The sequence below is a fragment of the Virgifigura deserti genome, from assembly GCA_003576685.1.
GTDB lineage: Bacteria > Pseudomonadota > Alphaproteobacteria > Dongiales > Dongiaceae > Virgifigura > Virgifigura deserti.
Window position 1 is genome coordinate 112,272 of record QOZR01000006.1, and the last position, 19,663, is coordinate 131,934.

Annotated in this window: 18 protein-coding genes; 4 read left to right on the plus strand and 14 right to left on the minus strand. The window is 67.6% G+C overall.

Going from position 1 to position 19,663, the window contains the following annotated elements:
• The first annotated feature begins 9 nt into the window (after nucleotides 1-9).
• The gene (locus DT069_RS12060) at nucleotides 10-705 is read left to right on the plus strand and encodes a YggS family pyridoxal phosphate-dependent enzyme (RefSeq protein WP_119460556.1); all 696 of its coding nucleotides are present in this window, start codon (nucleotides 10-12) and stop codon (nucleotides 703-705) included.
• 46 nt (nucleotides 706-751) lie between these two features.
• Here the strand turns inward: DT069_RS12060 and DT069_RS12065 are convergent, their stop codons facing one another.
• Together DT069_RS12065 and ribA are read right to left on the minus strand one after the other, a co-directional pair.
• Nucleotides 752-1,270, minus strand: coding sequence for a L,D-transpeptidase family protein (locus DT069_RS12065; RefSeq protein ID WP_119460557.1), 519 nt, complete (start codon nucleotides 1,268-1,270; stop codon nucleotides 752-754).
• A 12-nt stretch (nucleotides 1,271-1,282) separates the two neighbouring features.
• On the minus strand, nucleotides 1,283-2,395 hold the full coding sequence (gene ribA, locus DT069_RS12070) for a GTP cyclohydrolase II (RefSeq protein ID WP_425450181.1): 1,113 nt from the start codon (nucleotides 2,393-2,395) through the stop codon (nucleotides 1,283-1,285).
• Between the two features lie 332 nt (nucleotides 2,396-2,727).
• Between ribA and DT069_RS12075 the strand changes: the two genes are divergently transcribed.
• Entirely contained in the window at nucleotides 2,728-3,417 is a 690-nt protein-coding gene (locus DT069_RS12075) for a response regulator transcription factor (RefSeq protein WP_119460559.1), read from the plus strand.
• Here DT069_RS12075 and DT069_RS12080 read toward each other — a convergent pair.
• On the minus strand, nucleotides 3,399-4,616 hold the full coding sequence (locus DT069_RS12080; protein WP_119460560.1) for an MFS transporter: 1,218 nt from the start codon (nucleotides 4,614-4,616) through the stop codon (nucleotides 3,399-3,401). The two genes, DT069_RS12075 and DT069_RS12080, sit on opposite strands and share 19 nt — an antisense overlap.
• A 135-nt stretch (nucleotides 4,617-4,751) precedes the next feature.
• Here DT069_RS12080 and DT069_RS12085 point away from each other — a divergent pair, with 135 nt between their 5' ends.
• Together DT069_RS12085 and DT069_RS12090 are read left to right on the plus strand one after the other, a co-directional pair.
• On the plus strand, nucleotides 4,752-5,585 hold the full coding sequence (locus DT069_RS12085; RefSeq protein WP_425450182.1) for an MBL fold metallo-hydrolase: 834 nt from the start codon (nucleotides 4,752-4,754) through the stop codon (nucleotides 5,583-5,585).
• Nucleotides 5,586-5,707: 122 nt separating this feature from the next.
• Nucleotides 5,708-7,069, plus strand: coding sequence for an adenylate/guanylate cyclase domain-containing protein (locus tag DT069_RS12090; RefSeq protein ID WP_425450183.1), 1,362 nt, complete (start codon nucleotides 5,708-5,710; stop codon nucleotides 7,067-7,069).
• A gap of 37 nt (nucleotides 7,070-7,106) precedes the next feature.
• Here the strand turns inward: DT069_RS12090 and DT069_RS12095 are convergent, their stop codons facing one another.
• From DT069_RS12095 to DT069_RS12145, 11 genes are all read right to left on the minus strand, one after another.
• A complete protein-coding gene (locus DT069_RS12095) occupies nucleotides 7,107-7,679 on the minus strand; it encodes a hypothetical protein (protein ID WP_162913156.1) in 573 nt (190 codons plus the stop codon).
• Nucleotides 7,680-7,913: 234 nt separating this feature from the next.
• On the minus strand, nucleotides 7,914-9,101 hold the full coding sequence (locus DT069_RS12100) for an ABC transporter permease (protein ID WP_119460563.1): 1,188 nt from the start codon (nucleotides 9,099-9,101) through the stop codon (nucleotides 7,914-7,916).
• Nucleotides 9,101-10,099: an ABC transporter permease gene (locus DT069_RS12105; protein ID WP_119460564.1), complete on the minus strand. Its 999-nt coding sequence runs from the start codon at nucleotides 10,097-10,099 to the stop codon at nucleotides 9,101-9,103. The genes DT069_RS12100 and DT069_RS12105 overlap by 1 nt, the downstream gene beginning before the upstream one ends.
• 55 nt (nucleotides 10,100-10,154) lie before the next feature.
• Complete coding sequence (locus DT069_RS12110; protein WP_425450184.1) at nucleotides 10,155-12,149, minus strand: ABC transporter substrate-binding protein; 1,995 nt, start codon at nucleotides 12,147-12,149, stop codon at nucleotides 10,155-10,157.
• Complete coding sequence (locus tag DT069_RS12115) at nucleotides 12,146-14,035, minus strand: ABC transporter ATP-binding protein (protein WP_119460755.1); 1,890 nt, start codon at nucleotides 14,033-14,035, stop codon at nucleotides 12,146-12,148. The genes DT069_RS12110 and DT069_RS12115 overlap by 4 nt, the downstream gene beginning before the upstream one ends.
• The gene (locus tag DT069_RS12120) at nucleotides 14,032-14,577 is read right to left on the minus strand and encodes a hypothetical protein (protein WP_119460566.1); all 546 of its coding nucleotides are present in this window, start codon (nucleotides 14,575-14,577) and stop codon (nucleotides 14,032-14,034) included. Before DT069_RS12120 ends, DT069_RS12115 begins: the two co-directional genes overlap by 4 nt.
• Entirely contained in the window at nucleotides 14,574-15,395 is an 822-nt protein-coding gene (locus DT069_RS12125; RefSeq protein ID WP_425450185.1) for a polysaccharide deacetylase family protein, read from the minus strand. The genes DT069_RS12120 and DT069_RS12125 overlap by 4 nt, the downstream gene beginning before the upstream one ends.
• A complete protein-coding gene (locus tag DT069_RS12130; RefSeq protein ID WP_119460567.1) occupies nucleotides 15,392-16,624 on the minus strand; it encodes a glycosyltransferase family protein in 1,233 nt (410 codons plus the stop codon). The genes DT069_RS12125 and DT069_RS12130 overlap by 4 nt, the downstream gene beginning before the upstream one ends.
• The gene (locus DT069_RS12135; RefSeq protein ID WP_119460568.1) at nucleotides 16,621-17,244 is read right to left on the minus strand and encodes a histidine phosphatase family protein; all 624 of its coding nucleotides are present in this window, start codon (nucleotides 17,242-17,244) and stop codon (nucleotides 16,621-16,623) included. Before DT069_RS12135 ends, DT069_RS12130 begins: the two co-directional genes overlap by 4 nt.
• Complete coding sequence (locus DT069_RS12140) at nucleotides 17,241-18,389, minus strand: glycosyltransferase family 4 protein (RefSeq protein ID WP_119460569.1); 1,149 nt, start codon at nucleotides 18,387-18,389, stop codon at nucleotides 17,241-17,243. The genes DT069_RS12135 and DT069_RS12140 overlap by 4 nt, the downstream gene beginning before the upstream one ends.
• Complete coding sequence (locus DT069_RS12145) at nucleotides 18,380-19,654, minus strand: glycosyltransferase (protein WP_119460570.1); 1,275 nt, start codon at nucleotides 19,652-19,654, stop codon at nucleotides 18,380-18,382. The genes DT069_RS12140 and DT069_RS12145 overlap by 10 nt, the downstream gene beginning before the upstream one ends.
• Between the last annotated feature and the right edge of the window lie 9 nt (nucleotides 19,655-19,663).

Consider the following 19,663-nt stretch of genomic DNA (forward strand, 5'->3'; position numbering starts at 1 on the left):
GTCCCGCCCATGATCTCGCCCGCTCCCTCCTCCACCGACATCGCCGGACGGCTCGGTGACATCCAGGCGCGGATCGCCGCGGCGGCGCGCGCCGTCGGCCGTGCGCCGGACTCCGTCACGCTGGTGGCCGTCGGCAAGACCCACCCGGCCGAGGCCATCCTCGCGGCGATGGACGTCGGGCAGCGGGTCTTCGGCGAGAACCGGGTTCAGGAGGCTCAGCGGAAATGGCCGCCGCTGCGGGCGCGCTGTCCCGACAGCCGCCTCCATCTGATCGGCCCGCTGCAGACCAACAAGGTGGCCGACGCGCTCGCGCTCTTCGATGTGATCGAGACGGTCGACCGGCCGAAGCTGGCCCGCGCTCTCGGCGCCGCGATGGCGAAATCGGACTGCCGGCCGGCCTGCTACATCCAGGTGAATACCGGCGAGGAGCCGCAGAAGGCCGGCATACTTCCCGCCGAGGCCGACGGCTTCATCGCGCTCTGCCGCGACGAGATCGGCCTTCCCGTCCAGGGCCTGATGTGCATTCCCCCCATCGCCGAGGAACCCGCCCCGCATTTCGCCCTGCTGGCGGAGATCGCCCGCCGCCACGACCTGCCGGTCCTCAGCATGGGCATGAGCGGCGATTTCGAAACGGCGGTGCGCCTCGGCGCGACGCATGTCCGGATCGGCACCGCCATTTTCGGCGAGCGTCCGCCGCAATCCTGAGCAACTCGGTCAGACGGAACCGTAGGGGCAGATTTGAAACCCGCCCCTATACCGGCGGTTCGATACAGATGCAATCTCCGTCCCTGGCGTCGGCCAGCACCGCCAGAAGGTCCGGCAGCGCCAGGCCGACGCATCCCTCTGTCGGCCCGCGATCCGGCCGCGCCAGATGCAGGAAGACCGCGCTGCCCCAGCCCGGGATCACCGGATCGTCATTATGGCCGAGGACGACAACGATGTCGTAGAGCGCATCGTCCCGCCACATCCGCTCATGCCGCCCCGCAAAAGGCAGCTTGATCGGGCGGTTATAGGCGGGATCGGCCGGATCGTCGCACCAGCCGTCATCGGCCGCGATCGCCTCGACCGGCAATCCGGTCTCTGGCCGGGCCATCCGGTCCGGGCGATACAGCACCCGCCGCAGGAGAAAGCGGCCGGTCGGCGTCGCGCCGTCGCCTTCCCGCTTGTCCGTGCGGATGCCCGCCCGACCCAGGGTGCAGCGAAAGGACCGGCCGCCCCACAGGGCGCGCCCTTCGGTGGCGCCGCTCGTTCCAGAAATCTGCAGATCCATGACGTTTCGGTATCAGAACAAATGGCCGAACTTGGTGGCCTTGGTCCGAAGATAGCGGTCATTATGGCCGTTGGCCGGAAAGACGTGCGGCACCCGCTCCACGACGCTGATCCCGCATCGCGCAAGGCCGGTGACCTTCTCCGGATTGTTCGTCATCAGCCGGACCTGATGAAAGCCGAGCCGCCGCAGCATCTCCGCCGCCGGCAGATAGATCCGCTCGTCGGCATCGAACCCAAGCTGCTGGTTCGCCTCGAAGGTATCGGCACCCTGATCCTGCAGCTGATAGGCCCGCAGCTTGTTGACCAGGCCGATGCCCCGCCCCTCCTGCGCCAGATAGAGCAGCAATCCGCTGCCCTGGCGCGCAATCTCGGCGATTGCGCCGCGAAGCTGATCGCCGCAGTCGCAGCGCAGGCTGCCCAGCAGATCGCCGGTGAAGCATTCGGAATGAAGCCGGGTCAGCACCGGCGCATCGGGCGCGGGCGTGCCGATGACGATGGCGAGATGCTCGACACCGCCGTCGCCCGGCCGGAAGGCGACGATGCGCGTATTCTCCGCATCGGCAAGTGGCACCTGCGCCTCGCCGACCGCCTGCAGGCTGTGCGCCGCGGCGGTTTCATAGGCCGCGATCTCCCGCGCGGACACGCTGAGCAGGTCCCGTGGCGGTGCCCCGTCGAAGGGGCTGATCACCGCCGCGGGAAGCAGCCGGGCAAGCTTGGTCAGCTCGACCGCCGCCTTCGCAATGCCGCGGGCGGCGGGCGGGATCTCGGCCCAATCCGGCAATGGCGCGTCACCCGGGACGTCAACCGTCGGATCGGCCAGTTGCCGCAGCCGGCCCGCCGTCACCGCATCCTCCAACGCCAGCAGGACGATTCCTGCCACCCCGTCCCCCGCTTCAAGGCCCAGGCCCGCGGCGCGCTGCGCCGTCACGGCCAGGATCGGGATTTCCCGAGACAGCGCCTTCAGGTGGAGAAGGCTTTCGTCGCTCACCGTTTCGGCGGCCTGGACCAGCATCGCTGTCCCGTCCTGATGAACCAGGATGGTCCCGCCCCGGCGCAGTTCGGCCGTGGCGCGGTCGACGGCGACAAGAAGGGCCGCCTCCGAAACGACCGTTTCCGAGGGCGACACTCTAAGCTCCGCAAGTGATTCAGGCATGATCTACGACGTTCAAGAGGGCGTGACTCCGGCACCGCGCCGGCGCATTAGGCCCACCCCATGGCGGCAGGTCAAGCAAACGCTTGCGGTGCCCAGTGGCGGTCCGCGGGGTCGGCTTCAGGCTTCATGTGGTGTGTGCCCCGCACGCTGAAAAGCCTGCAGCCATCGCGGGGACCGGTACGCCGGACAACGGGGGCGGCGCTTGCGCCGGAATCGGACCGGTGTTATGTCCACGCCAACGGATCCGGTGACTCCGAGAGCCACGCCGTGACCCTGTCCGCCCGCTTCGCCAAGCCGAGAGAAACGTGACGACCGGCAAGAAGATTCTCCTGGTCGATGACGACGAGACGCTCCGCCAATCCCTGGCCGAGCAGCTGCGGCTCTATGAGGAGTTCGGCATCGCCGAGGCGGCGACCGGCGCCGAGGCGCTGGACCGGGTCAAGCAGGGGCATTTCGACGCCGTTCTCCTCGATGTCGGCCTGCCGGACATGGATGGGCGCGAGGTCTGCCGGCTGATGCGGCGCGGCGGCCTCGGCGCCCCGGTGATCATGCTGACCGCTGCCGACACAGAAGCCGACGCGATCCTCGGCCTCGATTCCGGCGCGACCGACTACGTCACCAAGCCGTTCCGCCTGAACCTGCTCCTCGCCCGGCTCCGCGCCCAGTTGCGCCAGTACGAACAGAGCGACGATGCCGTCTTCACCATCGGCCCCTACAGCTTCCGGCCGGGCAGCAAGCTCCTGGTCGATCCGGCGACCCGGCGCAAGATCCGCCTGACCGAGAAGGAGACGGCGATCCTGAAATATCTCTACCGCGCCGGCGACCGGGCGATTGGCCGGGATACGCTGCTGGGCGAGGTCTGGGGCTACAACGCCGAGGTCACGACCCATACGCTCGAGACCCACGTCTACCGGCTGCGCCAGAAGATCGAGCGCGACCCCTCCGCGGCGACGATCCTGGTAACCGAGCCGGGCGGCTATCGGCTGGTGCCGTAACCCCTTCGCTGCCGGCAGAAATAAAGTGCCGCCGCGGCCGCGATCGTGGTCGCCGCCCCGAAGATCGGCACCGATGCCATCCAGGATCCCGCCTGCTCATAGATCTGGGCCAGCAGGACGGGTCCGATCAGCACGCCGATATTGCGTCCGGTCATCACCACCGCGAAGGCCTGCGGCCCCGCCCGCCGGCTGCCGAGAATCGCGCTCGGCAGCGCGAAGAGACAGCTCGGCGTGATCCCCGCCCCGATGCCGTAGACGACCAGCGAGGCGATGCCCGCCACGACTCCCGTCGTCAGCGGCGCCAGCCACCATAGCGCGGCCTGCGACAGCAGCGCGCCCAGCAGCAGCGGCCCGAGCGGAACGCCGGCCCGCAGCGCGAGCCCGGTCAGCAGGTTCACAATCAACAGAATGACGATCGGAAGCATATAACCGGCGATCGCCCAGACCTCCGAAAGGCCGTGCGCCTCCACCAGATATTGCGGCAGCCAGGTCATGTAGGCGAAATACTGGCTCGACCACAGCATGAAGATGCCCGCCGCAAGAATCAGCCCGATACGGTCGGCCGGCGACAAGGCCGCCGCTGCGCGATCCGATGCCGCGCCGCTCGGCCCTCCGCTGGGCCACGGCTCCAACCGGCCGACCCGCGTCAGGTGCCGGGTCCAGAGCGCCATGCCGACGGTGCCGAGCAGCCCCACCGCCCAGAGCCATTGCCAACCGCCGAACGCCAGCGCCGCCGGCGCGACCAGCGTGGCCGTCACCTGCCCGATCGGAATCCAGGCGGCGGTCAGGGCGGCGACCAGCGGAAGATTACGCGGGCTGGCGCTCAGATTGGCGAAAATCGGCCCGCAGATCGCGCAGATCGCGTAGGCGATGCCTTCGAGACTCCGCGTCGCCAGCATCACGCCGCCGTCGGGCGGGGCCAGAAGGGTCAGCAGATTGGCGCCGATCAGCAGGGTGAAGGCCAGATAGATGAACGGCGCCGCACCGTACCGCTGCATCAGCCCGCCGAGCGGCAACGACAGCAGAAGCCCGGCCGCGGCATAAACCGACATGAACGTTCCGGCTAGGAAATGATCATAGCCATAGAGCTGCAGCAGCGTCGGCAGAACCGGCGGCAGCTTGAATTGCTGATAGGCGACCAGCGCCGCCAGGCAGATGCCGAAGGCAACCACCGTCCAATCGGTGCGTACACAGCTCATCGGTAGTGTTTTGGTAACCCCCTGGCCCCAAGCTTGGTTGGACCGGACCCGGCTGTCGAGAAACTTCGGTTCCGCTGTAGAAGCCGCATCTATATCCTATTTCCAATCCGTGGGGCGGCAGAACGGGAGCGGTGGGTGCCTCGGACCAGTGATTTTTCCGTGCGCTTCTGGGGCGTGCGCGGCAGCATCGCCTGCCCGGGCATCGACTATGCGCGCTATGGCGGCAACACCTCCTGCGTCGAAGTGCGCTGCGGCGATCATCTCCTGATCTTCGACGGCGGAACCGGCCTGCGCCCGCTCGGCCTGCAGCTCAAGGACCGCGAGCCGCTGAACGCCGACCTGTTCTTTACCCACAGCCATTTCGATCATATCGCCGGCATTCCGTTCTTCGCGTCCCTGTTCAGCGCCTCCAACCGGTTCCGCATGTGGGCCGGCCATCTGCGGCCGCAGCGCACGCTGCGCCAGGTGCTCTGCTCGATGATGATCGAGCCGCTGTTTCCCGTGCCGATCGACATCTTCGCCGCCCAGACCACCTATCACGATTTCGTGGCCGGCGAGACGCTCCGGCCCCATCCCGACGTGTCGCTGCGCACCGCTCCGCTCAACCATCCGAACGGCGCGACCGGATACCGGATCGAGCATGGCGGCAAGGCCGTCTGCTACGTGACCGATACCGAACATGTCGTCGGCCAGCCCGATCAGAACATCCTGGGTCTGATCGCGGGCGCCGACATCGTGATCTATGACGGCACCTACACCGACGAGGAGTTCCCGCGCTTCGCCTCCTGGGGTCACTCCACGTGGCAGGAGGGCGTTCGTCTCGCCGATGCCGCCGGTGCCGGACGGCTCGTGATCTTCCACCATGATCCGTCGCATGACGACGCTTTCATGGACCGCGTCGCGGCCGAGGCCGAACGAGCGCGCCCCGGCACCATCGTCGCGCGCGAAGGGCTGACTCTGACTCCGTGATAAGATCGACTGCGCGCCGCTCACCCGGAAATGAACGGCGCCGTCTCGATCCCGGCTTATAATGATCGCCCTCACCCCCACCCTCTCCCGCAAACGGGAGAGGGTGGCGCCGAAGGCGCCGGGTGAGGGTCGCGCAACGGATCGAGGGAGGCCTGACGCTGAAGCGGGATACGGCCGCGGAGATGCTGCCCGCCCGGGTGCGCACGGCGATCCGGACGCAGGAGGATCAGACGGAACGGCTGATCGGCTGGATCCAGCTCGCCGTGATGACGACCTTCGCCGTCCTCTATCTGATCTCGCCCAAGACCGATAGCGCGCACGACACCTTCCGGCCGGTGCCCTGGGTGCTCGGCCTGTATTTTCTCTTCACCGGCCTGCGCCTCGTCCTCGCCTATCGCATCAGCCTGCCGGGCTGGTTCCTGGTTCTGTCGGTCGCCATCGACATGGGCCTGTTGTTCGCGCTGATCTGGAGCTTTCACCTGCAGTACGAGCAGCCGGCCTCCTTCTATCTGAAGGCGCCGACCTTGCTTTATGTCTTCATCTTCATCGCGCTACGGGCGCTTCGCTTCGAGGCGCGCTTCGTACTGACCGCCGGCTTGGTCGCCGCGGCCGGGTGGATGGCGCTGGTCGCCTATGTCGTGCTGGTCGAGCCGGACAACCCGATGATCACCCGCAACTATGTCGAATATCTGACCTCGAACTCGGTGCTGCTCGGCGCGGAGTTCGACAAGATCGTGTCGATCCTCCTGGTGACGGCAATTCTCGCGGTGGCGATCCGGCGCAGCCGTCGCCTGCTCGTCCGCTCGGTGACTGAGGGCATGGCGGCGCGCGAGCTCTCGCGCTTCTTCGCGCCCGAGGTCGCGCAGAAGATCGCGCGCGCCGATCAACAGGTCCGGGCCGGCGCCGGCGAGGCGCGCGACGCCGCGATCCTCAATCTCGATCTGCGCGGCTTCACCAAGCTGGCCGAGACTCTGCCGCCGGATGCGGTGGTGGCGACCCTCGGCGCCTATCAGGCGCGCATGTTGCCGATCATCCGGCGTCATGGCGGCAGCATCGACAAGTTCCTCGGCGACGGCATCATGGCGACCTTCGGTGCCGCCGCGCCAAGCGAGAGCTATGCCGCCGATGGGCTCCGGGCGATGGACGCGCTGATGGCGGAGGCGGCGGCCTGGGCGGCGGAGCGCGCCGCCGCCGGCGAGCCATCGGTGCCGGTGAACGGCGCGCTGGCCACGGGCCGCATCGTTTTCGGCGCCGTCGGCGACCCGTCCCGTCTGGAATATACGGTGATCGGCAACGCGGTGAACCTCTCGGCCAAGCTCGAGAAGCACAATAAGGCACTCGGCCTCCGCGCAGTCACCACCGCCGCAGCCTACGAGCTGGCGCTGGCCCAAGGCTACGCGCCACCGTCGCCGCGCGAACGGTTGCCGGGGCAGACGGTCGACGGCATCGGCGAACCAATCGACCTCTTAGTGCTGGCACGCTGAACCGTCGTTGCTCGCTGCCAGCGGCCCTGCAGTCCGATTATACGGCCTTTCGCCGGCCGAGGAACGCGATGCCGACGAGACCAGCAGCCAGAAGCATAAGAGACGGCGGTCCGGGCACGGGCGTCGGCCCCGAAACGAGGTGCCATTCGCCCTCCACGGGACAGGGTTCGAACCAGCAGCCAAGCTCCGCGTTGTCCGAACCATATTCGCCACTCCAAAGCCCGGATGGCTGCGAGTCGAGGAAAATCGCCTCCGTACCATCCAGCCACACGGCAGCGAAACTCCCCGTCATCGATGTACCGGCAAATTGCAGATCAAGATGGATTAGAAGCGTATACGGGAAGGCCGGATCGTCGGGGCAGATGGAAACCGGGTTTCCATCCGCGGCAAACCCAAGCAAATCGTTCACGAAGCAGGCCAGCATCGGCTCCGTGCCCGGCGTCCGAAAGAAGCCGGCTTGATAAATGGAGTCGCTGATCTCCATGCTCAGCGTGATGCCGTCGAAGTCGCCGCCGGGGTCGCTGACCGTGTAATCGGTGGTGGTGAACTCGTAGATCACGCTCGCTTGCACTGGCCCGGCCAGAAACAGGAAAACAAGCGCCGTCAGCAACTTTGACATATCGTCCTCCCGGTACGCGCCCCGAGAGAGCGATGCAGATATTGTGCCGAAACTGCAATGTTCGCAGGAATCAGCCTCTTAAGTGCGGCCTTGAGACTGCCTCTGGCTCGAGCGTTAAGAAACCTTAACAGAATGGAATGGTGCAGCAGCAATTGTTCCACACCCGACACGGACTATGTCGCTTCCGACTTTGCTCTTCAGAATCCCTCTGCCGAGTTCTGTTCCCTACCGATACGGGTCCGCCGCGTCGCGCAGGCCGTCGCCGACGAAGTTGAAGGCCAGCACCACGATCAGCACTGGCAGCACGGGGAGCATCAGCCACGGGTAGAGCGCGACGACGTTGATGTTCTGCGCCTCGCCCAGCAGCACCCCCCAGCTCGTGATCGGCGGTCTTAGCCCCAGGCCCAGGAAGCTCAGCGCGGTCTCGCCGAGAATCATGCTCGGCACCGCCAGCGTGACCGAGGCGATCAGATGGCTGGTGAAGCCCGGCAGCAGATGCCGGCCGATGATACGCCGCGGCCGCGCGCCCATGAGCCGGGCGGCGAGGCAGTAATCCTCCTCGCGCAGCGCCAGCAGCTTCGAGCGGACGGCGCGGGCGAGTCCCGTCCAGTCAAGCAGGCCCAGGATTATTGTGATGCCGAAATAGATCAGCAGCGGGCTCCAGGTTACCGGCAGGATCGCCGACAGGGCCAGCCATAGCGGCACGTTCGGGACCGACCGGAAGATCTCGATCACCCGCTGGCTCAGATTGTCGACCCAGCCGCCGTAATAACCGGCGAGGCCGCCGATCACCACGCCGAGGATAAAAGTCACCGCGACGCCCAGCAGCCCGATGGTTAGCGAGATCCGGGCGCCATAGAGGATCCGCGAGAGCATGTCGCGGCCCAGCCTGTCGGTGCCGAGCAGGAACAGGGTGCCGCCCTGCGCCGGGCAGGCCAGATGGAAACGGCTCTCGAACAGCCCCCAGAACTCGTAGGCGTCGCCGGTGCAGAAGAAGCGGATTGGCTGGACCTGCGCCGGGTCCGGCGTGTATTCGCGCTTCAGGTTCTCCATGTTCAGCCGATAGCGATAGCCATAGACGAACGGCCCGACGAACTCGCCCTTGTGGAACAGATGGAGTTGCTGCGGCGGGGCGAAGATGAACTCGATATTGCGCGTGTGCAGGTCGTAGGGCGCGAGGACCTCGCTGATCAGGATCGAGGCGTACATCGCCAGCAGGATGACGCCGGAGACGACGGCGACCCGGTGGCGGCGGAACCGCCACCACATGATCCGCCATTGCGACGCCATGTAATAGCGCTCCTGCTCGGGTGAGAGCTGCTCGGTCACGCCCGGGTCGAACGGCTCGTCGGAGGCCCAGTGCGGGATCGGCTCCCGTGCCGGCTGGCTGATCGAGACGTCCGAGGGTCCCATCACCGTCCTGCCCCGCCGCCCAGCCGGATCCGCGGGTCGAGCACCGCCAAGGCCAGATCCGACAGGAAGACCCCGGCCACCGTCAGCAACGCCAGGAACATCAGGAACGACCCGGCGAGGTACATGTCCTGGCTCCGCAGTGCGTCGAGCAGCATCGGACCCGTCGTCGGCAGCGACAGCACCACCGACACGATCACCGCGCCGGACACCACCTCGGGCAGCAAAGTGCCGATGTCGGCGACGAACGGGTTGAGCGCCACCCGCAGCGGATATTTGACGAGAAGCCGCCCCGGCGGCAGGCCCTTCGCCCGGCCGGTCACGACATATTGCTTCTGCAGCTCGTCCAGCAGGTTGGCGCGCAGCCGGCGGATCATGCCGGCTGTGCCGGCGGTGCCGATCACGATCACCGGGATCCAGAGATGCTCCAGCACCGACCAGGCCTTCGCCCAGCTCCAGGGCGCGTCGATATAGACCGGGTCCATCAGCCCGCCGATCGAGATGCCGAAATAGACGTTGGCGAAATAGAGCAGCACCAGCGCCAGCAGGAAGCTCGGCGTCGCCAGCCCGAGATATCCCAGGAAGGTCAGGCCGTAGTCGCCGAGGCTGTATTGATGGGTCGCCGAGTAGATGCCGATCGGGAACGATACGATCCAGATGAAGGCGATCGTCGCGGCCGAGACGATGATGGTGAGCAGCAGCCGGTCGCCGACCACCTCGTTCACCGGCAGGCCATATTCAAAGGAATAGCCCATGTCGCCCTGCAGCAGGGCGGCGATCCACCGGATATATTGGATATGTAACGGCTGATCGAGGCCGTACTGAGCCCGCAGATACGCGATCTTCCCCGGGTCCACCGCCTCGCCCTGGCTCTGCAGCTCGGCCATATAGGTCGAAAGATAATCGCCCGGCGGCGCCTGGATGATCAGGAAAATCAAAGCACTGATCACCAACAGCGTCGGGATCATGATGAACAGCCGATGCATCACGTAGCCGAACATCGCGTGCGGTCCTCTCCCGATCAGGCGCTGCCCGACGCCGCGCTCATGTTCATGCTCATGGCGTCGACGCCGTCGCCGTCTGGTCCGGCGCCGCGAACCAGAAACTGTCCGGCTTGTACATCCCGAAATGCGCTCCCGGGTCCCAGCTATAGATCGCCGTCTCCGGCACGTTGCGCAGTTGGTTGTTGATGACGACGGGCTGCGGCACGCCGGCGACCGTGCCGATGGTGAAGACCTGCTCGGCCTGGATGCGCAGCATCTCGTCCCAGATCGCGGCGCGCTCGGTCTTGCTCTTGGCATCGCGCCAGGCCTCCAGAAGCGCCATCAGCCTGATCGCCTCGGGCATGTCGACCGGCTCGCCGGCCTCGCCGCCGGTTTCGATATACTGCCCCCATTTCGGCCACTGCAGCTGCTGCTGGCTGGTCGGCGCCAGTTCCCGCGGCGCCATGTCCGGCATCGGCAGGCCGTTCTCGAGGCCCGACCAGACCGACATGACGGTCTCGCCGGCGAAGATGCGGTTGCGGAACACCTCGCGCTGCGACGGCTTGGTATAGAGCCGGATGCCGACCTCGCGCCAGCTGTCGCGGATCAGCTCCAGCACGTCCGCCTCTTCCGTGACCAGACCCGCCGTCTCGACGATGATGTCGAGCGGCCGCCCGTCCGGCATCAGGCGGATGCCGTCGTCGTCGCGCGCGGTCAGACCGATCCCGTCGAGCAGCGCGTTAGCCCGCTCGAGGTTGAACTCCGCCCAGGCGGTCCGGTATTCCCGCCGGTATAGCGGGCTCTGCTCCAGAACGGTATTCCCCCCTTCCTTCGCCAGGCCGTAATAGATCACCTGGTTGATCTCGCGCCGGTTGATGGCCAGCGACAGCGCCCGCCGGAACCGTACGTCGCGAAGCAGCGCCCGCCACTGTGGGTTGTTCACGTTCAGGTTGGGATAGAGCGCGAGCTGCGAACCGGTCGCGCTGTCCCACAGCCGGACCTCGTAATCGCCGCGTTCCTCCCCCTCCTTCAGGAAGGTGTAGTTGTCGAACTGCAGTTCCCGCGCCTGCAGATCGGCCTCGCCGGCCCCTGTCTTTGCCGGGATGATACCGGAGTCGACTATCTGGAAAATGACTTTGTCGATATAGGGGAGCTGCCGCCCCTCGGGATCGACGCGGTGGTAATAGGGGTTGCGGGCGAAGACGAAGCGCTGGGAGGGCGGTTTCGTCGTCAGCATCCACGGCTCGAGCGTCGGCAGCTCCGGATTGTTGTTCTTGTAGAGGCCGTCCTTCTTGTTGTGCAGCGCCGCCCAGTTGCGCTGGCTCGTGGCAGCCACTTTCTTCGCCAGCGCCTCCGGGTCGGCATAGTCGGCATGGAGCGTCTTGAGGTAACGGCTCGGCGCGAAGATATAGAGTGGGCTGGCGCCGGCCAGCGCCGGCAGGAAGTCGGGGTTCGGCTGCGACCAGCTATAGCGGACGGTTGTCTCGTCGATGATCTCCACTTTGGGCGGCTCCCCGTCGACCAGCAGAAGCTGCGGCGGGCCCATTGGCGACAGCGCCTCGTTGTTCGCCATATCTTCCCAGTAATAGCGGAAGTCCTCGGTAGTGAAGGGAGCGCCGTCCGACCATTTGTGGCCCGGCCGCAGATGGAAGGTGAAGATGCGCCCCTCTTCCACCTCGAAGCTTTCGAGGATGTCGGCGACGAGGGTCAGGTCGGGCTCATAGGCGACGAGGCGGGCATAGCCATAGACCACCATCATCTTGGTGTCCTTGGCCGATCCCATCAGCATGGTCATGGTCCCGCCGTGCCGCCCCAGCGACTGCCCTGGCCAGTCCATCGCCGCGACCGCGGGCGGGTTCGGCAGCCGCTTCTCGATCGACAGCAGCGCGCCTCCGGCGACCTGCGTCGCCAGCATCGGCGGCTCGATGAACCGCTCCGGAACCTCGATCGGCCGCTCGACGACCTGTGCGTTCGACGGCGGCGCGAGTCCCCCGAGGGATAGCAGAGCGAGGGACAGCAGGGCGAGCATTGTCGCGGCCCGGACGAAGGCTGCGGCTATGCGCCTCACGATGCCAGCTCCAGGGCTGCGGCGCCGTCGCTCGCCCGCACGTAATGGCCATCGCCGAGATGGATCAGCTTGGGCCGCGCCGCGCCGTCGATGGTGAAGGGCGCCGGCCAGCATGACGGGCTCGACGCCTTGTCCGCCATCAGCCGATCGAAATCCAGCGGGTGATCCGGGTCCGGCTCGGGCACGGCGGCGAGCAGCGCCCGCGTATAGGGGTGCACAGGATCGCGGAACAGAAGCGCCCGGGGCGCCACCTCGACCAGACGGCCGGCGCACATCACCGCAATGCGATCGGCGATGTAGTCGACGACCGCCAGATTGTGCGAGATGAACAGATAGGTCAGCCCCAGCTTGTCCTGCAGATCCTTCAGCAGATTCAGGATCTGCGCCTGGATCGAGACGTCCAGCGCGGAAACCGGCTCGTCGCAGATCAAAAGGTCAGGCTTGAGGGCCAGCGCCCGCGCGATGCCGATGCGCTGGCGCTGGCCGCCTGAAAAGCTGTGCGGGTATCGTTTCAGGCTGCGGACGTCGAGGCCGACCAGCTCGATCAGCTCCTTGACCATTTCCCGGCGCCACGCCGCATCGCCGATCCGATGAATCACCAGCGGCTCGCTGACGATGTCGAAGACGGTCATGCGCGGGTTGAGCGAGCTGAACGGGTCCTGGAAGATGAACTGGACCTTCCGGCGGAAGCGCATCAAGTCGTCGGAGCCGATCCGGAGAACGTCGACGATGCGGCCGCGGTCGTTGAAGCGGATTTCTCCGCTGTCCGGCTTAAGCGCGCGCAGAATGATCTTGCTCACGGTCGTCTTGCCGCAGCCGCTCTCCCCGACCAGGCCGAGGCATTCGCCGCGGCGGATGTCGAAGCTCACATCATCGACCGCGAGGAGCCCGCGTGTCGATCGGCTGTTGAGGAAGCCGCCCTTGCGAAGCCCGTAGCGCTTGCTGACGTCGCGGACGGACAGCAGCGGCCCCGCCGCGTCGCCGCCCTGCGGCCAGGGCTCCTTGGAAACCAGAAGCTGCCCGCTCGTGCTCGAGATCTCCCGGATCGGCACCAGCCGCTCGCCGGGTTCCATGTCGAAGCGGGGAACCGCGCGCAGCAGCGCCTGCAGGTAGGGATGTTCGGGCCGATGAAAGATGTCCTTGAGCGGACCGCTCTCGACCACCTTGCCGCGATAGAGGACGACCACCTCCTCGGCCAGGTTGGCGACCACGCCAAGATCATGCGTGATCATCAGGACCGCCATGGTCAGCTCGGCCTGCAGGTCGCGAACCAGTTTCAGGATCTGCGCCTGAATCGTCACGTCCAGCGCCGTCGTCGGCTCGTCGGCGATCAGCAGCGCCGGATGGCAGATCAGCGCCATCGCGATCATCGCCCGCTGGCGCAAGCCCCCCGACAGCTCGAACGGATAGATCCTCAATGCCCGGGCCGGGTCGGGGAAACCGACCAGCCGCAGCATCTCGATGACGAGTTCCCGTCCCTCGGCCGCTCCCGCTCGGCGATGCAGGTGCAGCGCCTCCTCGATCTGGTTGCCGACGGTGTGGATCGGCGACAGCGAGGTCATCGGCTCCTGAAAGATGATCGAAATCCGGCCCCCGCGGATCGCCCGCATCGCCGCGCCGTCCGGCGGCAGGGCGGCGATATCGATGACGCTGCCGGGTTGCGCCGGATCGGCGAACAGGATCTGCCCGCCCCGGATCTGCGCGGCGCGCGGGAGAATGCCCATGATCGCTTGGCTGATCACGGACTTGCCGGAGCCGGACTCGCCGACCAGCGCGACAGTGCCGCCGACGGGCACGCGGAACGACACGCCGCGCACCGCCTCGATGACGCCCTCCTCCAGATCGAAGGCAATGGCCAGGTCGCGAATGGCCAGAAGATCGTTCACCGCCCAGCGCCTGTCGAGTGATCGGCCGATCCGCCCGCCGAACCCCACTCGAGGGCCGAAGACTCGTCGATCGGAAAGCCCATCATGGCGAAGTTGGCGCGCGTCGTCTCGCTGAGCGCCAGGCGGTTGCGCCGCGCGGCCTCCGCCGCCCGCGCAAGAATGGCTTCAAACCCGTTCAAGCTCGACTCCACGACGATGCTACGCCTTCCGGATTTCAGCTTCAACGTCATCCAGCCCCGGTCCCGCGTTCGGCGCGTGGAGTAATATCGGAGCGTGATCGCCTCGATCTCGTTCCAAGCCAACGGGCGCTCCTGGCCCGGACGGCTCGATACGGATTGCTCCGTCACCGCCACGCGAGTCCATTGCCGCAGGACCGTCCGTATCGTGAACAGCGCGAAGAGCGCCGTCAATCCAGCGAAAATGAATGCCACGATCGACATCGACGCCACCAGGATCAGCCCGCCGGCACCGATCGCGATGCCGAGAATGCCGCGGGCATAATCCGGCATCAGGCTGCTCATGGGATAGCGGTGGATGCTCATGCGGTATGGGCCCACGCAGTTCGGTCCGGGTCGAACAGCTCGAACACATCCAGCCAGCGCGCGGCCGGATGGGCTGCGACCCTGGCGATGAAGGCGGCGATGAAAGCCCAGCTCGCCTGATCGTGGACAAGATGATGGGTCAGCAGGCCTGTTGGCTCGTCCCGAATCGGCGCGTCCGGGGCGGTTTCGCCCCGCCGCCGCGCCGCTAGATGACGGACGGCGAGCGCCAGCGCCGCAGCTTCGCCGACGAAGCCGCGGCCGTTCCGCCAGTCGATGATGTCGATGTGGGTGTCGATGACCGCGAGTCCTCCCGGCGTTGCCCCCGCCTTGCCGCCATAGGTCGACAGGCCGGTGAAGCCCAGACCGGGCAGCGCCGGGATCAATGCAGGATCGATACGATTCCAGGGTGGCACCAGAACGGGCAAGAATTGCGCCCCGAACAAGACGCGCAGCCGATCCTGGCCCTGGCTCAACGTCGCTGTCACCTCGGCCGCCGTCCGATGCGCGCCCAGCTCGGCCTTCTTCTCGCCCGCCGGGGCATGGTTCCAGTGCGTGTAGCCGTGCTGAAGAACGGCCCGACCGGGATGCTCGCGCAGCGTGTCGGCCAGCGCCGGCCCGGTCTCCGCCGGAATTACCGCCAGCGCGAGCGGCACCGCCTCCGCCGCGGCAAGCCCAAGGAGGCGATCCAGCGCAGCGCTCGGCCCGACCGCGTCATCGTCGCGCCACCAGAAGGTGGCGGTCCGCCCGGCGGCGGCCCAGGCGGCGAGCTCGCGATCCAGATCCGTCCAATCCGTCTCTGCTGCCGATGCTCTGTTCATTCCCGTAGACGACCTCCGTTCGGCGCATGCCGCTGAGCCGGTTGTCCTTCCCCCGCCCGTGCCGCCAGTGCCGCGACCAGCCGCGCCGTCCCGGCGGCGCCCCCGAGATCGATATCGCCGAGATTAATGCCGCCGGGTCGCGCCGGCGCGCGCTCGAGCGCCGCATCGACGGCCGCAGCCAAGGATTCCGGAGTCAGCCGCGCCTCGTCGACCACCGCGCAGAGGTCCCGATCCGCCAGAAGACGCGCCCGCAGCGCCTGTTCGGTTTCCTGGCCGCCGGCGAAGGGCACGATGACGGCAGGCGCCCCCGCGCAAAGCAGCTCCATCACCGTGTTGTATCCGCCCTGCGATATTGACAGGCGACAATTCCTTAGTAAGTCCTGGAAATCGTGTCGGAATCGCTCGATAACAACCCCCCCGACATCCCCCGGCGGCAGCGCGGCAGTCAACTCGACCACGGCCTGCGCGGGCATGTTGGTTCCGGTAATCAGGCGCCAGCGCGCCGCCGCCAGTCGGCTCAGCGGGCGCGCCGCGAGGGCCGTCCGCAGCAGTGTCTCGCCGACGGCGCCGCCACCGGCCGATACCAGGACCTCGCCTCTACCGTTGTCGCCGCTCGGCGTCGATGGCTGCTCGTTCACCACATAGCCGGTATAGCACAGCAGGTCGTCGATCTCGGCCGCGGCGCCGAAGGTCTCCTCGAACCGGACCAGGCGCGGATCGCCATGGACCAGGATCCGATCGAAATACCGCCGCGCGACGGCCACCGTCTCCGCGAGGCGCGCCGGGTCCTTCTTGGCGACCAGGATGTCCCGCACCGACGAGACACAGGCCGGCCGCGGCCGTCTTTGCCTCGCCGCCTCGAGCAGCGGCAGCAGCTCGAAGCGGAACTGACGACGGCCGAAGGGAAAGAGTTCGACCAGGAGAAGCTGGGGCTCGATCCGAGTGAAGGCGTCGAGCAGGGCAGCGCGCCGATCGGCCTTCCAGGCGTCGTCGACCGGCCGGCCCTCCACATCGACGAGGCCGGAGAACGCTGCGTCGGCTGCCAGCGCGGGCGGAAGCTGCACCAGCTCGGCGCCGCCGAGGTCGAGTCCGGTGACGGGAACGCCGCCCGAAACGAAGAAGACGTCGAGCCCCTCCGCCTGAAGGGCGCGTGCGATCGCGGCGGCCCGATGCAGATGGCCGATGCCGAGAAGATGCTGGACGTAAAAGAAGATCCGGTGCTGCGTCATGGCGCGCGCACCGGCAGGTTCATCGCCTGGACGGTCGGATCGCCCGCTGGCGAAAGCGTGAACAGATGCAGCGCCGGATCGATCAGACGGACCGGCGGCTTGCCGACCATCGGCCAACCGGTGGCAAGCGCATAGAGCGCCCGGACCACGCCACGGTGGGTGACGGCGATGCTGTCGCGCCCCGCCGCGCCGCGCTCCGCCAGCCATGGGCGAAGCCGCGCCTGGACGTCGCGGGGACTCTCACCTTCCGGTGGCTGAAAATCCAGCCCGCGCGCTTCCTCGCGCGCCATCGCGGGGCCGAGCGTCGCGCGCAGCTCGGCCAGGGTCCGCCCCTCCCACGCGCCGAAGCTCATCTCGATCAGGCGCGGTTCCAGCCGCACGGCCGGGTCATCGGCCTCCCCAGGGGCCCCCACCGGCTGGCCGCGAAGGAGCGCCGCGGTTTCCCGGCAGCGGCGCAGCGGGCTGGAAAACCAGTCGAAGCCGGACAGTGCCACGGGCAGGCGCCAAGCTCGCACCGCCGCCGCGCCGGCTACGCTGAGGCAGGTATCATGCCGACCCTGGAGGCGCCGTGCTTCGGTCCAGGCCGTCGCGCCGTGGCGAATGACGGCGAGGCGGGTCACGATTCCGCCTCCACCCGGGCCGCTACGCGGCGGATCGTCTCGTTGAGGAAACTGGCGGCCGACGCGATATCGTGCTCCGCCGCGACCCGCTCCGCCGCCGCGGCACCCAGGCCCCTGCGGCGGACGGAATCATCGAGAAGCTGGCGGACCGCATTGGCGAAGGCACCGGCGTCGCCGGGAGCTGTCAGCAGCCCCGTCACGCCGTCGGCGACGATGGCGGGCACGCCGCCGAAGCGGCCGGCGACCACCGGCAGGCCCGCCGCCTGCGCCTCCAGCAGGGTCATGCCATAGGCCTCGTTGACCGCCGGCCAGACATGGAGGTCGGCGGCGGCATAGAGGTCGGGCAGGTCCTCCGGTGGCCTCGCGCCGAGAAAGCGGATCCGATCCTCTCCCAGTTCGGAGAAGGCCGCTTCGACCGCCGGCCGCGCCGCGCCGTCGCCGACGACCAGAAGATGCCAAGGCGACGCGGCGACGCTGCCAAGCGATTCGGCCAGCAGTCGATAGGAGGCAAGCTTGTCGCCGGGCCGCATCATCGCCACCGTCAACAGCCATGGCTGCCGCGGGTCGAGGCGCCACTGCCCCGCCAGGCGATCGCGGGCCGCCTCGCGCCGCCCAGCCGAGGCGAAGGCGGCGCATTCGAGGAAGGGCTTCAGGGAGACAAGTCGCTTCTGTTCCGTAACGAGCTCCAGCCCGGCGCGATCCGCCGGGTTCAGGGTGAAGATCGCGTCGGCGCGCCGGATCGCCGCGACCACCGCTTCATGCCCCATCGCCCAAGGGCCGCATGCCCGTTTCGGCGCATGCGATGCCTCCGCGACTAGGTAGGGGATGTCGAGCGCGTCCGCCACGGGCGGCCCGAGCCAGTCCGGCGCCTTGTAATAAAGGTGATAGGTGAACCAGGCTTCCGGCCTCTCCGCCACCGACCGGGTCCGATAGCGGCGGATCAGGCCGTCCGCGGCGCGGCGGCCCAGTTCCGCGATCTCCACCTGCCGCGCCGGATGGCTGGCGCGGCTGCGCAGCCGATGCGCCAGCTCCACTTGGTGGCCGGCATGCGACAGGGCCGCCATCAGCAGCAGCGCCATATGCCTGTCGCCGGACGGAACGGGATGTGTCGGCGGCTTCAGCGGCGCATAGAATGCTAGGCGCAAGGCCGGATCCCCATCACGGCGGCATCATTCGTTCCGGTTCCGAAACGCGCGGCCAGCTCGTCGATGCCGCCGGCCATGTCGAATTGCCGGCGAACGCGGTCGTGCCCGGCATTGCCAAGCGCCTCGCGGCGACCCGGGTCGGCGATCAGTTCCGCCAGCGCAACGGCCAGCGCGGCGGTGTCGCCGGGCGCGACGAGGACGCCGGTCACGCCGTCGATCACCAGCTCCGGCACTGCCGAGACGCGGGTCGAAACCACGGTCAGCCGCTGACTCTGCGCCTCCATCAGTACGTTCGGCAGGCCGTCGCGGTCGCCGTCGGCGGCGATCCGGCTGGCCAGAACGAACAGATCGGCCTTTTGATAGTGGTCCAGAACGACCTCCTGGGGCTGTGCGCCCAGCCAGTCGATCCGGTCGGCGAGGCCCAGCGCCGCGGCACGCCGTCGCAGCGAACCGAGCAGCGGTCCGCCGCCGATGTGGACAAGCCGCCAGCACAGTCCGGCGGGCAGGCGCGCGAGCGTCTCGAGAAGATCGTCATAGCCCTTCTTCTCGACCGCCCGTCCGACCGAAAGGAGGATCACCGGGTCGGCCGGATCGCCGCCGTCGCGCTGAACGCGGCCGGCGGTCGGACGCGGCGCGACGAACCGCTCGAAATCGAGGCCGTGATAGACGAGCGCAACGCGACGCTGATCTGGAGCCAGGGCCGCCAGATGCGCCTGCCCGGCGGCGGTGCAGGTGACGACCCAATCCGCCGCCGCCAGCTTCTCCCGCTTCTCCCAATCGGGCGTGGTCCAGATGTCCTTGGCATGCGCGGAGCAGCTCCAGGGCAGCCCGGTCAGCAGGGCGGCATAGCGTGCGACCGAGGCGGGCGTATGCAGGAAATGCGCATACAGCCGGACGGCTTCGGCCGGCATTTCGTCGGCGAGCACCAGCGCTTGCCCGAACCGCCGGACGCGGTTCGCCGTCCGGTCGCGTGCGATGTCCCTGCGCCACGCCGCCCATGCCGCGCGATAGCCCGGGCGGCGGCGCTGCCGCCACCAGGCGCGCAAGACCCGCAACGGCTCCTGATAGAGATATTCGGGAAGATACGAGACCGGCGCCCGAATCTCGCGATGCACCGGATGAACCGCCCGATCCGTCGGGTGCCGCAAGGAGGCGATGCGGATATCGAGACCGCGCCGCTCCAACGCCCGGATCTCTTGGGCGATGAATGTCTCGGAGAGCCGCGGATACCCCTTTAGGACGAAAAGGACGGTCGGGCCGGTCAACGGGATAGC